The organism is Herbaspirillum sp. AP02, from assembly GCF_015767275.1.
In the GTDB taxonomy this organism is placed as follows: Bacteria; Pseudomonadota; Gammaproteobacteria; order Burkholderiales; family Burkholderiaceae_D; genus Herbaspirillum.
In genome coordinates, this window is sequence record NZ_JADWMY010000001.1 from 964,348 (window position 1) to 977,772 (window position 13,425).

Sequence of the window (13,425 nt, forward strand, 5' to 3'; positions counted from 1 at the left end):
TGCCCCATAACGACAAAAGCCGCATCCCAGGATGCGGCTTTTTGCATGTCGCCGACGTCAGATGCCGGCCGGCCGCTGGGGTGGCGTCCAACTTCCGCTGACGATCTTCTCCAGCCAGAACAGGCCGATGACCGTCTTGACGTCGGTGATCTGGCCGTTGCGCACCTGTTCCAGCAAATCGGCAAGCGGCGCCTTGTAGACATCCAGGAACTCGCCCTCATCCAGCTCGCGCTCCCCTTCCTTCAGTCCACGTGCGAGATAAAGCACCAGATGTTCGTCAGAATAGGCGATGGCATTGTGAATGGTGCAGACGTATTGCCAGTCGGTGGCCGTGTAGCCGGTCTCTTCCTTGAGCTCGCGCTTGGCGCACTCCAGCGTGTCTTCGCCCGGATCGATCTTCCCGGCCGGGACTTCGATGAATACCCGATCCAGCGGGTAACGGAACTGGCGCTCCATCAGCACGCTGCCGTCATCGAACAAGGGCAGCACCGTCACGGCACCAGGATGCTTGATGTATTCGCGGGTACTTTCCTTGCCATCGGGCAGCACGATGGTGTCCTTCTGGACCTTGAGGAAATGACCTTCGTAGACCCGGTGGCTGTCTTTCTGCGTCTCTTTGAGATGGGCGTCCATGATGTGAGCGTGGTGTGAAAGTGATGGGATGGGGTGCAGCGTAGCTGACCGAGCGAGGATGGCGGCGGCCATGAAAAAAAGGCGCCGATCCTGGATCGACGCCTCTTGCTGGCAGGTTCAGGCGTGCTGCTTGCGCAGGTAGCGCATCACGTAACCAGGATAGGCCAACACCAGGAACAGACAGCCGGTGATGGCATAGAATTCCCAGCCCTGCGAAAACACGTTGCCGATGCCTGCTTCCAGGAAATGCGCAACGATGCCGACGCCGAAATACAGCGCCACCAGTTCAAGCAGACGCACCCAGACCGGCTTGACCCAGGCGACTTCGCGCTTGAGCGGAATCAGACCGAACAGTTGCTGGTTGAAGAAAGGCAAATTGGCCGCGAAGGCGGCCAACAGGATCACGATCCAGCTGAACAGGGAAACGTTCATTTCCCCGCTTCCTTACGCGACAACCTTGCTGAGGAAGGTCGCCAGCGTGCTGACGATGGCATTGGTGCAGGCATCCATCAGGTGACCCGGCCACAGGCCGATGGCCAGGGCAGCGATACCGTTCAAGCTCAGCACCACGCGCATTTCCGGTGTGGCGACGATCTTGGCGGTATCGGTCGGCTCATCGAAGTACATGACCTTGACCACGCGGATGTAGTAGAAGGCACCGATCAGCGAGAAGATCACGGCCAGCACCGGCAGCCAGATCTGGCCGGTGGCCATGGCGGCCTGCAGCACCGACAGCTTGGCGTAGAAGCCCACCAGCGGAGGAATACCTGCCAGCGAGAACATCATGATCATCATCACGGCAGCAAACCAGGGGCTACGCTGATTCAGACCCTTGAAGTCCTCCAGGGTATCGGCCTCGAAACCGGAGCGCGACAGCAGGATGATCACGCCGAACGAACCCAGGGTGGTGATCACATAGGTCACCGCATAGAACAGCGACGAGCTGTAGGCGTTCACGGCCGAGAACAGGTTGCCATCGACCACGCCGGACATCATACCCAGCAGCATGAAGCCCATGTGCGAAATGGTCGAGTACGCCAGCATGCGCTTGATGTTGGTCTGCGCGATGGCGGTGACGTTACCCAGGATGATGGACAGCACGGCCAGCACCATCAGCATCTGCTGCCAGTCCACGGCCAGCGGCAGCATGCCTTCGACCAGCAGACGGAAGGTAATGGCGAAGGTGGCCAGCTTGGGCGCGGCACCCAGCAGCAGGGTCACGGGAGTCGGCGAACCCTGGTAGACGTCCGGCACCCACATGTGGAAGGGAACGGCACCCAGCTTGAAGGCCAGGCCAGCCACCACGAACACGATGCCGAACACCAGCGGGGTGCGGTCGACGGTACCGGAGACGATGGCACGGAACACTTCGTTCAATTCCAGCGCGCCACCGGTCGCACCGTAGAGCATGGACATGCCGTACAGCAGGAAGCCCGAAGCCAGTGCACCCAGGATGAAATACTTCATGCCGGCTTCGGTGGAAGCGGCGTGGTCACGACGCAGAGCCACCAGCGCGTACAGCGACAGCGACATCAGTTCCAGGCCCAGGTAGATGGACAGGAAACTGTTGCCGGAAATCATGACCATCTGTCCCAGCAGGGCGAACAGCGCCAGGGCATAGTATTCGCCACCCAGCATGCCACCGGTGATGCCGCGTGCGGTGTTGTACTGGCGCGAGTAGATCAACGTCACACCGACACCCAGGTAGGTGAACAGCTTCAACAGGTTGGCCAGCGGATCGGACACGAACATGTTGTTGAACGTGTAGACCGTCGCGCCGCTGTTGAGATCGACAAAGGTCAATACCGCACACACCACCAGTGCCGCCAGGGACAGCAGATAGGTGATGACGCGCTTGCTTTCCGGCAGGAACATATCGATCAGCAGGATCGCGGAAGTCGCGATCAGCAGAAATATTTCCGGATAGACAGGGATCAGATTCATGTTATTCATTTAGTTACTACCGCTTGTGTTCGCCCGCTTGTGTCGCGACTTCCGGTCGCGCCGCCCGACCGGCAATGTCACACCGGCTCGTCTCGTTACTCGTTGTTGCCCAGCTTTCTGGCTGGCGGGACGCGAGCGCCCCGCCCTTCACATCTTTGTTGCACAGATCAGTTGATCTTGGAGACCGCCACGTGCTTCAACAGGTCGGTCACCGAAGTCTGGATGCTGTCGGTGATGATGCCGGGATAGATACCCATGACCAGGGTAGCGATGGCCAGCAGACCCAGGATGAAGAACTCGCGGGCATTCACATCGACCAGCTCGGCCACGTGGTGGTTGGTCACGGCGCCGAAGATGACGCGCTTGGCCAGCCACAACGAGTAGGCCGCACCCAGGATCAGGGCGGTGGCCGCCAGCAGGCCGATCCAGAAGTTGAACTTCACCGCACCCAGGATCACCATGAATTCGCCGACGAAACCGGAGGTGGCCGGTAGGCCGCAGTTGGCCAGCGAGAACAGGATGAAGAAGAAGGCGAAGCGCGGCATCTTGTTGACCACACCACCGTACTGCGAAATCTCACGGGTATGCATCTGGTCGTACAGCACGCCGATACACATGAACATGGCGCCGGAGACGAAGCCGTGCGAGATCATCTGCACGATGCCGCCCTGCACTGCCATGTCGTTGAACATGAAGAAGCCCAGGGTGACGAAGCCCATGTGGGCGATCGACGAATAGGCCACCAGCTTCTTCATGTCCTGCTGCACCAGCGCCACCAGACCGATGTAGATCACGGCCACCAGCGACAGGAAGATCATGAAGCCGGACAGCGCATGGCTGGCGTCAGGCAGGATCGGCAGCGAGAAACGCAGGAAACCGTAGGCACCCAGCTTCAGCATGATCGCCGCCAGCACGATGGAGCCGCCGGTCGGCGCCTGCACGTGGGCATCCGGCAGCCAGGTGTGTACCGGCCACATCGGCACCTTCACGGCGAAGGCGGCCAGGAAGGCGAAGAACAGGATCTTCTGCTCCAGCATCGACAGTGGCACCTGATGCCAGGTCGGGATCTCGAAGCTGCCACCGGACACGTAGTACAGGTAGATCAGCGCGATCAGCATCAAGAGCGAACCCAGCAGCGTGTACAGGAACAGCTTGAAGGCTGCATACACGCGGTTGTCACCGCCCCAGACGCCCACGATGATGAACATCGGGATCAGGGTCGCTTCGAAGAAGGCGTAGAACAGCATCGCATCCAGCGAGGAGAAGACGCCGATCATGATGCCCGAGAGGATCAGGAAGGCACCCATGTACTGGGCGACGCGCTTCTGGATCACCACCCAGCCGGCCAGCACCACGATGACCGTGATGAAGGCGGTCAGCGGCACGAACCACAGCGAGATACCGTCCAGGCCGAGGAAGTAGCTGATATTGAAGCGGTCGATCCAGGGCGTCTTTTCGACGAACTGGTAACCGTGCGCCAGCGGATCGAAATGCTGGATCAGAGGGAAAGTCACGACCAGGCCGACCAGCGAGCCGAACAACGCCAGCCAGCGGCTCAGCGCCGGATTGCTGTCGCGGCCCAATGCCAGGACGAGTATGCCGAAGACGATCGGAACCCAGATCGCGACGCTCAGGATGGGAAATGTTGACTGCATCATGGTTGTTATTGACTCGGACAGCTTATTTGGCGAACGGGAACGGCATGAACCACACCAGGAAACCCAGCACCCCGATGATCATCACGAATGCATAGTGATAGATGTAACCGGACTGCCAGAGACGCGTGAATTTCGAGAACCAGCCGACGACCTTGGCGCTGCCGTTGACGAGCAGGCCGTCGATCAGGCCGCGGTCGCCCACGGTGGACAGGCCGTTGCCCAGCAGACGAGCACCGCCGGCAAAGACGACTTCGTTGAACTTGTCCATGTAGTACTTGTTGTCCAGGATGGTGTAGATGACGCTGAACTTTTCCTTGAACCAGGCCGGAACACGCGGATTGATCATGTAGCAGTAGTAGGCCACCGCCACACCTGCAATGGCCAGCCACAGCGGGGCGCTGGTGAAGGCGTGCAGCACCATGGCCACCGGGCCGTGGTATTCGTGGGCCAGCTCTTCCATGACCTTGTGGTTTTCACCGAAGAAGATCACGCCCTTGAAGAAGTCGCCATACAGCATCGGCGAGATCGCGAAGAAACCGACGATGACCGAGGGGATGGCCAGCAGGATCAGCGGCAGGGTCACCACCAGCGGCGACTCGTGCGGCTTCTGACCCGGCGCCAGACCATGGTGATGTTCGTCGTGACCGTGATCGTCATGGGCATCATGCGCATCATGAGCATGGTCGTCATGCACGCCGTGGGCGGCAGCCGGGGCATGGTGATCATCATGCGCATGGGCCTGGCCGAAACGCTCCTTGCCATGGAAGACCATGAAGTACATGCGGAACGAGTAGAAGGCGGTCACGAAGACGCTGGCCAGCACCGCGAAGTAGGCGAAACCCGAACCCGGCAGGTGCGATTCGGCCGCGGCTTCGATGATCGAATCCTTCGAGTAGAAACCGGAGAAGAACGGCGTACCGATCAGGGCCAGCGAACCCAGCAGCGAAGTGATCCAGGTGATGGGCATGTACTTGCGCAGGCCGCCCATGTTGCGCATGTCCTGGTCGTGGTGCATGCCGATGATGACCGAACCGGCACCCAGGAACAGCAGAGCCTTGAAGAAAGCGTGGGTCATCAGGTGGAACACCGCCACCGAATAGGCCGACGCACCCAGCGCGACGGTCATGTAACCCAGCTGCGACAGCGTGGAGTAAGCCACGACGCGCTTGATGTCATTCTGCATGGTGCCCAGGAAGCCCATGAACAGCGCCGTGATGGCGCCGATCACCAGGATGAAGGACAGTGCCGTATCGGACAGCTCGAACAGCGGCGACATGCGGGTGACCATGAAGATACCGGCCGTCACCATGGTCGCAGCGTGGATCAGCGCGGAAATCGGGGTCGGGCCTTCCATCGAGTCCGGCAGCCAGACGTGCAGCGGGAACTGCGCCGATTTACCCATCGCACCCACGAACAGGCAGATGCAGGCCACGGTGAGCAGCATCCAGTCGGTGCCCGGCAAGGTCAGCGTAGCCAGTTCGGCGCGCTTGGCGAAGACTTCGTTGTAGTTCATCGAACCGGCATACGCCAGCAGCAGGCCGATACCCAGGATGAAGCCGAAGTCGCCGACACGGTTGACCAGGAAGGCCTTCATGTTGGCCTTGATGGCCGTCGGACGGGTATACCAGAAACCGATCAGCAGGTAGGACACCAGGCCCACCGCTTCCCAACCGAAGAACAGTTGCAGGAAGTTGTTGCTCATGACCAGCATGAGCATGGAGAAGGTGAACAGCGAAATATAGGAGAAGAAGCGGTTGTAGCCTTCATCCTCGGCCATGTAGCCGATGGTGTAGATATGCACCATCAGCGACACGAAGGTGACCACACACATCATCATCGCCGTCAGGCTGTCGACCATGAAGCCGATCTCCAGCTTGAGACCTGCCACCGTCATCCAGTTGTACAGCGTACCGTTGTAGGTCGCGCCGTCCAGCACTGCAAGCAGGGTCTGGATGGAGATAATGGCGGCGATCAGCACGCCGAGGATAGTCACGGTATGCGACACCTTGCGACCAACCACGTTGCCGAAGAATTTGGTACCCAGCAGGCCGGCGATGGCCGAGCCTGCCAACGGCGCCAGGGGTACAGCTAGAAGAAGATGTGGGTTAAGTTGCCCAGCCATGATGAACCTTATCGCTTATTGGCTGCCCCGCCTGCACCATGTGCTGCACGGGGCCTCCCATCTTTAAATGAAATCCAAACCAGAACGCAAAAACAGGACGCTGCGGATGCCGACTCAGCCCTTGAGGCTATCGAGGTCTTCCACGTTGATGGTATCCAGGTTACGGAACAGCACCACCAGAATCGCCAGACCGATCGCGGATTCAGCCGCGGCCACGGTCAGGATGAAGAACACGAAGATCTGTCCGCCCGCGTCACCGAGGTAATGCGAGAAAGCAATGAAGTTCATGTTGACCGCCAGCAGCATCAGTTCGATTGCCATCAGCAGCACGATGATGTTCTTGCGGTTCAGGAAAATACCGACGATCGAGATCGCAAACAGGATCGCGCCGATGATCAGGTAGTGGGAGAGCGTGATTGCCATGATTCTTGTTCGCCCTTCTTAAGATTGTTGACCGGCGGCCGGTTTGTCGGCCACGACGGCAGCATCAGCGGCCGGCGCGTTGCGAGTGGATTCGGCAGGCATGCTGACCAGACGCACGCGGTCCGATGCCTTGACCTTGACTGCCTGGGCCGGGTCGAAATACTTGCTGTCCTTGCGCTTGCGCAGAGTCAGTGCAACCGCGGCAACGATGGCCACCAGCAGGATCACGGCAGCGATTTCAAAGGCGTACACATATTCGGTGAAGATCAGTTTGCCCAGCGGCTTGGTCTGGCCCAGCGTGTCGGACGCGGCCGGCACCTGCGATTCGGAAACCCAGAAGCTGCGCAGCAGGACCGCGGCCATCTCCAGCACGATGATCACGCCGATGGTGGCTGCCAGCGGGAAGTAACCCCAGAAGCCTTCGCGCAACTTGTCCATGTTGATATCCAGCATCATCACCACGAACAGGAACAGCACCATGACCGCGCCAACGTAGACCAGCACCAGCACAATGGCCAGGAACTCGGCCTTGAGCAGCATCCAGAGACCGGCTGCCGAGAAGAAGGACAGCACCAGGAACAGTGCGGCATGCACCGGGTTGCGGGCCGTGATGACGCGTACGGCGGCAATCACCAGGATCACCGCGAACACGTAGAACAAGACAGTTTTAAATTCCATAATCAACCAGAAGTTGGTTCATTCAATCAGCACGGGGACCACAGCTGCGGCCATCCCATCGCAATACATCCAACAATTTCCTGCGAACCTTCCACCACCCTGCCCGGCCGCCCACTGGTAGCCCGGCAGTCCCGATCAACGGTAGGCGGCATCGGCGGCGCGGGCCGCGGCGATTTCGTTTTCGTAACGGTCGCCCACTGCCAGCAGCATTTCCTTGGTGTAGTACAGGTCGCCCCGCTTTTCACCGTGGTATTCCAGGATGTGCGTTTCGACGATCGAGTCGACCGGGCAGGACTCTTCGCAGAAACCGCAGAAGATGCACTTGGTCAGGTCGATGTCATAGCGGCTGGTGCGACGGGTACCGTCGGCACGCTGCTCGGATTCGATGGTGATGGCCATCGCCGGGCAGACCGCTTCGCACAATTTGCAGGCGATGCAACGTTCTTCACCGTTGGGGTAGCGACGCAGTGCGTGCAGACCACGGAAACGCGGCGACATCGGCGTCTTTTCCTCGGGAAACTGCACCGTAATCTTGCGCTTGAACAGGTAGCGACCGGTCAGGGCCAGGCCCTTGAACAGTTCCCTGAGCATCAGGCTGCCGAAAAAATCCTTAATAGCTTCCATTTTTTAGCCTCAGCCTTCCAACTTATTTCCAGATATTCCAGGGCGACTGAATCCAGATCGCCACGACCACCAGCCACACCAGGGTCAGAGGAATGAACACTTTCCAGCCCAGACGCATGATCTGGTCATAGCGGTAGCGCGGGAACGATGCGCGGATCCACACGTACATCGACAGGAAGAAGAAGGTCTTCAAGCCCAGCCAGATCCAGCCCGGGATGAAGTCCAGCGCCGATATCGGAGCCGACCAGCCGCCGAAGAACAGCAGTGCGGTCAGGATCGAGATCAGGATCATCGCGGCATATTCGGCCAGGAAGAACATGGCGAAGGACATGCCCGAGTATTCGATCATGTGACCGGCCACGATTTCGGACTCACCTTCCACCACGTCGAACGGGTGACGGTTGGTCTCGGCCACGCCGGAAACGAAGTAGATCACGAAGATCGGCAGCAGCGGCAGCCAGTTCCAGGACAGGAAGTTCAGACCCATGCTGGCGAAATGACCGGTAGTCTGGCCCATGACGATGTCAGTCATGTTCAGGCTGCCCGAGACCATCAGCACCACCACCAGGCAGAAGCCCATGGAGATTTCGTAGGACACCATCTGTGCCGAGGCGCGCATCGCACCCAGGAAGGCGTACTTCGAGTTGGAGGCCCAGCCGGCGATGATGATGCCGTAGACTTCCATCGAGGTGATTGCCATCAGATACAGCAGGCCGGCGTTGACGTTGGCCAGCACATGCTCGGGCGAGAACGGCACCACGGCCCAGGCGGCCAGCGCCGGCATGATGGTCATCACCGGTGCCAGGTAGAACAGCGCCTTGTTGGCCTTGGACGGAGTCGAGATTTCCTTGAAGATCAGCTTGACGGCGTCAGCGATGGGCTGCAGCAGGCCGGCCGGGCCGACGCGGTTCGGGCCCAGACGCACGTGCATCCAGCCGATCAGCTTACGCTCCCAGTAGGTCATGTAGGCCACGCAGACCAGCAGCGGCACCAGCACCACCAGGATCTTGACCAGGGTCCACACCAGGGTGAACAGGGTCGGACCCAGGTAGGCCGGGCCTACGTTATTGATTTGGGCGATCAGGTGATCCATTTTTACGCTTTCTCCACGACGATTGCGCCAAACATGCCGCCCAGTGCAGCGGTGGCGGCGTGCGCAGCAGCGACGCGAACCACGTTTTCCGGCAGTTTCTTATCAATGGCTGCAGTCAGCGCAGCGCTGCCGGAGCCTTGCTTGACCTTGACCTGATCACCTTCGGCCACGCCCAGCTTGGCCGCCAGTGCAGCGGACAACCATGCCTTGGGCGCCTGGCCATCACGGGTTTCCAGCAGCGGTGCGGAACGACGGGCAACGGCATCGGCGAAGTAGATGGGTACGTCAGCCACGCGCTCCACGTCACCGCTGGTCGCAGCGACCGCCTGCACCTGCACGGCGGCGATGTTGTTCAGGCGGGCCGACAGGTCGGTTTCCTTGCCCAGCAGTTCGTCGCGGATGGATTCGGAAGTCTCGTAGTCGAAGTTTTCCAGTTCCAGCAGGTTACCCAGCACGCGCAGGACCTTCCAGCCCGGACGTGCATCGCCGGCCGGCTTGACGGTACCGTTGAAGCTTTGTGCACGGCCTTCGGCGTTGACGAAGGTACCGGAGGTTTCGGTGAACGGAGCGATCGGCAGCAGCACGTCGGCGTAGTCGGCGCCATGCTTGAAGGCCGACATGACCACGACCATCTCGGCCTGGTTCAGGGCAGCACGTGCGGCTTGCGGGTTGTAGCTGTCCAGTTCCGGCTCGGCGTTGAGGAGCAGGTAGGCCTTGCGCGGCTGTGCGAACACGGCAGCGGCGTTGGCACCCTTGCCCGGGCTCGGCACGGCGTTGGCCAGGTAGCCACCGACGGTGTTGCCGCCTTCGGTCAGCACACCCAGCTTGGCACCGGTCTGTTCAGCGATCCACTGGGCTGCGGCATGCAGTTGTGCAGCTTGCGGATGCTGGACCGCGGCATTGCCCAGGAACACGGCGCGGCCTTCGCCCGACAGCAGGCTGGCGGCAGTGGCCTTGGCAGCGTCCGAGGCGCTCACGCCGGCGTAGGCGGCGGGAGCGGCCACGCCCTTGGCTTCTGCCACGGCTACGGCCACTTCGGCGAGGGCGGACAGCCATGCCGAAGGAGCGGCGATGATCTTGTTGGCCACCGGCATCAGCAGGTCGTCGTCGGTCGCGTGCAGCACGCTGAGCTTGGCACCGCTCTTGACGGACTGGCGCAGGCGGGCCGACAGCAACGGGTGATCCTTGCGCAGGAAGGAGCCGATCACGAAGACGCGGTTCAACTGCGAGAACTCGACGATGGACATGCCCAGCCACGGCTTGATCTGGCCATCCAGGGCGAAGTCGGACTGACGCAGACGGAAATCGACGTTGTCCGAACCGACACCGCGCACCACCTTCTGCAACAGGTTCAGTTCTTCCAGCGTGGAGTACGGGGTACCCAGTGCGGCGATGGCATCGGCACCGTGTTCATGACGGATGTTGCGCAGGCCGTGGGCGACGTATTCCAGCGCGGTCTGCCAGTCCACTTCCTGCCACTTGCCATCCTGCTTCAGCATCGGCTTGGTCAGGCGCTCGGCGCTGTCCAGGGACTCATAGGAGAAACGGTCCTTGTCGGAGATCCAGCACTCGTTGACCTCTTCGTTCTCGAAGGGCAGCACGCGCATGACCTTGCCGCCCTTGACCTGGACGATCAGGTTGGCGCCGACGCTGTCGTGCGGACTCACCGACTTGCGACGCGACAGTTCCCAGGTGCGGGCGCTGTAGCGGAACGGCTTGGAGGTCAACGCACCGACCGGGCACAGATCGATCATGTTGCCCGACAGCTCGGAGTCCACGGTCTTGCCGACGAAGGTGGTGATCTCGGAATGTTCACCGCGACCCAGCATGCCCAGTTCCATCACGCCGGCCACTTCCTGGCCGAAGCGCACGCAACGGGTGCAGTGGATGCAGCGGTTCATTTCCTTCATGGAGATCAGCGGACCGACGTCCTTGGGCTCCACGACACGCTTTTCTTCCTGGTAGCGCGAGGACGAACCGCCGTAACCAACGGCCAGATCCTGCAGCTGGCACTCACCACCCTGGTCGCAGATAGGGCAATCCAGCGGGTGGTTGATCAGGAGGAATTCCATCACGCCCTTCTGGGCCTTGACGGCCTTGTCGCTGGCGGTACGCACGATCATGCCGTTGTTCACCGGCGTGGCGCAGGCAGGCAGCGGCTTCGGGGCCTTTTCGACCTCGACCAGGCACATGCGGCAGTTGGCCGCGATGGACAGTTTCTTGTGATAGCAGAAGTGAGGGATGTACGTGCCGATCTTGTTGGCAGCGTCCATGACCATGCTGCCTTCCTGCACTTCAACCTTCTTGCCGTCTATTTCGATTTCAACCATGGCTGTTTGCCCAAGCTAAATATTCTTTGCCAACGATACCGGCGGAAGGCTCATCGCATCCCGCCCGGCATCCCCTGCCCTGTTCAGATGTAAGCCGGAACCAGGCAGTGTTTGTGCTCGATGTGGTACTCGAACTCTTCGCGGAAATTCTTCACGAACGCGCGCACCGGCATGGCCGCTGCATCACCGAGCGCACAGATCGTGCGCCCCTGGATGTTGTCGGCCACGGAGTTGAGCACATCCAGATCTTCCATCTTGCCGTGACCGTTCTCGATACGTTCGACCATGCGGTACATCCAGCCGGTGCCTTCGCGGCACGGCGTGCACTGGCCGCAGGATTCTTCGTAGTAGAAGTAGGACAGGCGCAGCAGCGACTTGACCATGCAGCGGGTCTCGTCCATCACGATCACCGCGCCCGAACCCAGCATCGAGCCAGCCTTGGCAATGGCATCGTAGTCCATGGTGGTGTCCATCATGACATCGCCACGGATCACCGGTGCAGACGAGCCGCCGGGGATGACCGCCTTGATCTTCTTGCCACCACGCATGCCACCTGCCAGTTCCAGCAACGTGGAGAACGGAGTACCCAGCGGGATCTCGTAGTTGCCCGGACGCTCGACGTCACCCGAGATCGAGAAGATCTTGGTGCCGCCGTTGTTGGGCTTGCCCATCTCGGCGTAGGCCTGCGGGCCGACCTTGAAGATGAAGGGCACGGCCGCAAAGGTCTCGGTGTTGTTGATGGTGGTCGGCTTGCCGTACAGGCCGAAGCTGGCCGGGAACGGCGGCTTGAAGCGCGGCTGGCCCTTCTTGCCTTCCAGCGATTCCAGCAGCGCGGTTTCCTCGCCGCAGATGTAGGCACCATAACCATGGTGCGCATGCAGCTGGAAACTGAAGTCGGTACCCAGGATGTTGTTGCCCAGCAGGCCGGCGGCGCGCGCCTCCTCCAGTGCTTCTTCGAAACGCTCGTAGGCGGAGAAGATTTCACCGTGGATATAGTTGTAGCCGACCGTGATACCCATCGCGTAGCCGCCGATGATCATGCCTTCGATCAAGGCGTGCGGATTGTAACGAATGATGTCACGGTCCTTGAAGGTCCCGGGTTCACCTTCATCTGTATTGCAGACGAGGTACTTCTGCCCCGGGAACTGGCGCGGCATGAAGCTCCACTTCAGACCGGTCGGGAAACCAGCGCCACCGCGACCACGCAGGCCGGAGGCCTTGAGGTCGGCGATGACTTGTTCAGGCGTGATCTTGTCGTTGAGGATGCGCTTGAGCGACTCGTAGCCGCCGCGCTTGACGTAATCCTCGAGGTGCCAGTTCTCGCCATTCAAGTCGGCGAGGATCAGCGGTTTGATGTGGCGGTCGTGCAGGCAGGTCATTTCTTCAGTTCCTCCAGCAGCGCGTCGATCTTTTCGTTGGACATCCAGCTGCACATCTGATGGTTGTTGACCAGCATGACCGGTGCGTCGCCGCACGCGCCCATGCACTCGCCTTCCATCAGCGTGAACTGGCCGTCGGCCGAGGTTTCGCGATAATCGATGCCCAGCTTGTGCTTCAGGTGATGGGCGGCACGTTCGCCCCCCGACAGCAGACACGGCAGGTTGGTGCACACGGTGATCTTGTGCTTGCCCACCGGGCTGGTGTTGAACATGTTGTAGAAGGTCGCGACTTCCTGCACAGCCACGGCGGGCATGCCGATGTAGTCGGCGATTTCCTGCTGCAACTCGGCCGGCAACCAGCCATGTTCCACCTGGGCGATACGCAGCGCGGACATGACCGCAGACTGGCGTTGGTCCGCCGGGTATTTCGCGAGTTCGCGATCGATCTTCTTAAGGGCTTCTTGACTTAACAGCATATCGTTGGCCATCCATGCGCATCATTACTGCGCGGTTATTGGATATTCCCCAAACCTGACGGGCT

General features: G+C 60.4%; 12 protein-coding genes. All 12 read right to left on the reverse strand.

The annotated features are described in order from the left end of the window. Window positions 1-57: 57 nt before the first annotated feature. The 12 genes from I5R65_RS04335 to nuoE all read right to left on the reverse strand — a co-directional run bounded on the left by I5R65_RS04335 (window position 58) and on the right by nuoE (window position 13,372). Window positions 58-633 (reverse strand): NUDIX domain-containing protein, encoded by a 576-nt coding sequence (locus tag I5R65_RS04335; RefSeq protein ID WP_180667487.1) that lies wholly within the window; start codon window positions 631-633, stop codon window positions 58-60. 117 nt (window positions 634-750) lie between these two features. Further along, window positions 751-1,065, reverse strand: a complete 315-nt coding sequence (locus I5R65_RS04340; protein WP_180667485.1) for a DUF2818 family protein — start codon at window positions 1,063-1,065, stop codon at window positions 751-753. A gap of 12 nt (window positions 1,066-1,077) precedes the next feature. Then, window positions 1,078-2,586 carry an NADH-quinone oxidoreductase subunit NuoN gene (nuoN, locus tag I5R65_RS04345; protein ID WP_039876426.1) on the reverse strand — a complete coding sequence of 503 codons (1,509 nt, stop codon included), beginning with the start codon at window positions 2,584-2,586 and terminating at the stop codon, window positions 1,078-1,080. Window positions 2,587-2,744: 158 nt separating this feature from the next. Continuing rightward, a complete protein-coding gene (locus tag I5R65_RS04350; protein WP_102664567.1) occupies window positions 2,745-4,235 on the reverse strand; it encodes an NADH-quinone oxidoreductase subunit M in 1,491 nt (496 codons plus the stop codon). 22 nt (window positions 4,236-4,257) lie between these two features. Continuing rightward, the gene (gene nuoL, locus I5R65_RS04355; protein ID WP_180667484.1) at window positions 4,258-6,357 is read right to left on the reverse strand and encodes an NADH-quinone oxidoreductase subunit L; all 2,100 of its coding nucleotides are present in this window, start codon (window positions 6,355-6,357) and stop codon (window positions 4,258-4,260) included. A gap of 114 nt (window positions 6,358-6,471) precedes the next feature. Next, complete coding sequence (gene nuoK, locus I5R65_RS04360) at window positions 6,472-6,780, reverse strand: NADH-quinone oxidoreductase subunit NuoK (protein WP_006712949.1); 309 nt, start codon at window positions 6,778-6,780, stop codon at window positions 6,472-6,474. An 18-nt stretch (window positions 6,781-6,798) separates the two neighbouring features. Further along, window positions 6,799-7,458 carry an NADH-quinone oxidoreductase subunit J gene (locus tag I5R65_RS04365; protein ID WP_180667482.1) on the reverse strand — a complete coding sequence of 220 codons (660 nt, stop codon included), beginning with the start codon at window positions 7,456-7,458 and terminating at the stop codon, window positions 6,799-6,801. 135 nt (window positions 7,459-7,593) lie between these two features. After that, window positions 7,594-8,082, reverse strand: a complete 489-nt coding sequence (nuoI, locus tag I5R65_RS04370; protein WP_006712947.1) for an NADH-quinone oxidoreductase subunit NuoI — start codon at window positions 8,080-8,082, stop codon at window positions 7,594-7,596. A gap of 22 nt (window positions 8,083-8,104) precedes the next feature. Continuing rightward, entirely contained in the window at window positions 8,105-9,175 is a 1,071-nt protein-coding gene (gene nuoH, locus I5R65_RS04375; protein WP_180667481.1) for an NADH-quinone oxidoreductase subunit NuoH, read from the reverse strand. Between the two features lie 2 nt (window positions 9,176-9,177). Beyond that, window positions 9,178-11,505, reverse strand: coding sequence for an NADH-quinone oxidoreductase subunit NuoG (gene nuoG / locus I5R65_RS04380; RefSeq protein ID WP_180667479.1), 2,328 nt, complete (start codon window positions 11,503-11,505; stop codon window positions 9,178-9,180). A gap of 83 nt (window positions 11,506-11,588) precedes the next feature. Then, window positions 11,589-12,884: an NADH-quinone oxidoreductase subunit NuoF gene (gene nuoF, locus I5R65_RS04385; RefSeq protein ID WP_180667478.1), complete on the reverse strand. Its 1,296-nt coding sequence runs from the start codon at window positions 12,882-12,884 to the stop codon at window positions 11,589-11,591. Next, entirely contained in the window at window positions 12,881-13,372 is a 492-nt protein-coding gene (gene nuoE / locus I5R65_RS04390) for an NADH-quinone oxidoreductase subunit NuoE (protein WP_180667476.1), read from the reverse strand. Before nuoE ends, nuoF begins: the two co-directional genes overlap by 4 nt. Window positions 13,373-13,425: the final 53 nt, after the last annotated feature.

What these genes read in the sequence shown, in the direction of transcription:
- I5R65_RS04365 (WP_180667482.1), bottom strand. Translation starts at nt 7,458, where the DNA reads ATGGAATTTAAAACTGTCTTGTTCTACGTGTTCGCGGTGATCCTGGTG.
- nuoH (WP_180667481.1), bottom strand. Translation starts at nt 9,175, where the DNA reads ATGGATCACCTGATCGCCCAAATCAATAACGTAGGCCCGGCCTACCTG.
- nuoL (WP_180667484.1), bottom strand. Translation starts at nt 6,357, where the DNA reads ATGGCTGGGCAACTTAACCCACATCTTCTTCTAGCTGTACCCCTGGCG.
- nuoI (WP_006712947.1), bottom strand. Translation starts at nt 8,082, where the DNA reads ATGGAAGCTATTAAGGATTTTTTCGGCAGCCTGATGCTCAGGGAACTG.
- I5R65_RS04350 (WP_102664567.1), bottom strand. Translation starts at nt 4,235, where the DNA reads ATGATGCAGTCAACATTTCCCATCCTGAGCGTCGCGATCTGGGTTCCG.
- I5R65_RS04335 (WP_180667487.1), bottom strand. Translation starts at nt 633, where the DNA reads ATGGACGCCCATCTCAAAGAGACGCAGAAAGACAGCCACCGGGTCTAC.
- nuoF (WP_180667478.1), bottom strand. Translation starts at nt 12,884, where the DNA reads ATGACCTGCCTGCACGACCGCCACATCAAACCGCTGATCCTCGCCGAC.
- nuoK (WP_006712949.1), bottom strand. Translation starts at nt 6,780, where the DNA reads ATGGCAATCACGCTCTCCCACTACCTGATCATCGGCGCGATCCTGTTT.
- I5R65_RS04340 (WP_180667485.1), bottom strand. Translation starts at nt 1,065, where the DNA reads ATGAACGTTTCCCTGTTCAGCTGGATCGTGATCCTGTTGGCCGCCTTC.
- nuoN (WP_039876426.1), bottom strand. Translation starts at nt 2,586, where the DNA reads ATGAATAACATGAATCTGATCCCTGTCTATCCGGAAATATTTCTGCTG.
- nuoE (WP_180667476.1), bottom strand. Translation starts at nt 13,372, where the DNA reads ATGGCCAACGATATGCTGTTAAGTCAAGAAGCCCTTAAGAAGATCGAT.
- nuoG (WP_180667479.1), bottom strand. Translation starts at nt 11,505, where the DNA reads ATGGTTGAAATCGAAATAGACGGCAAGAAGGTTGAAGTGCAGGAAGGC.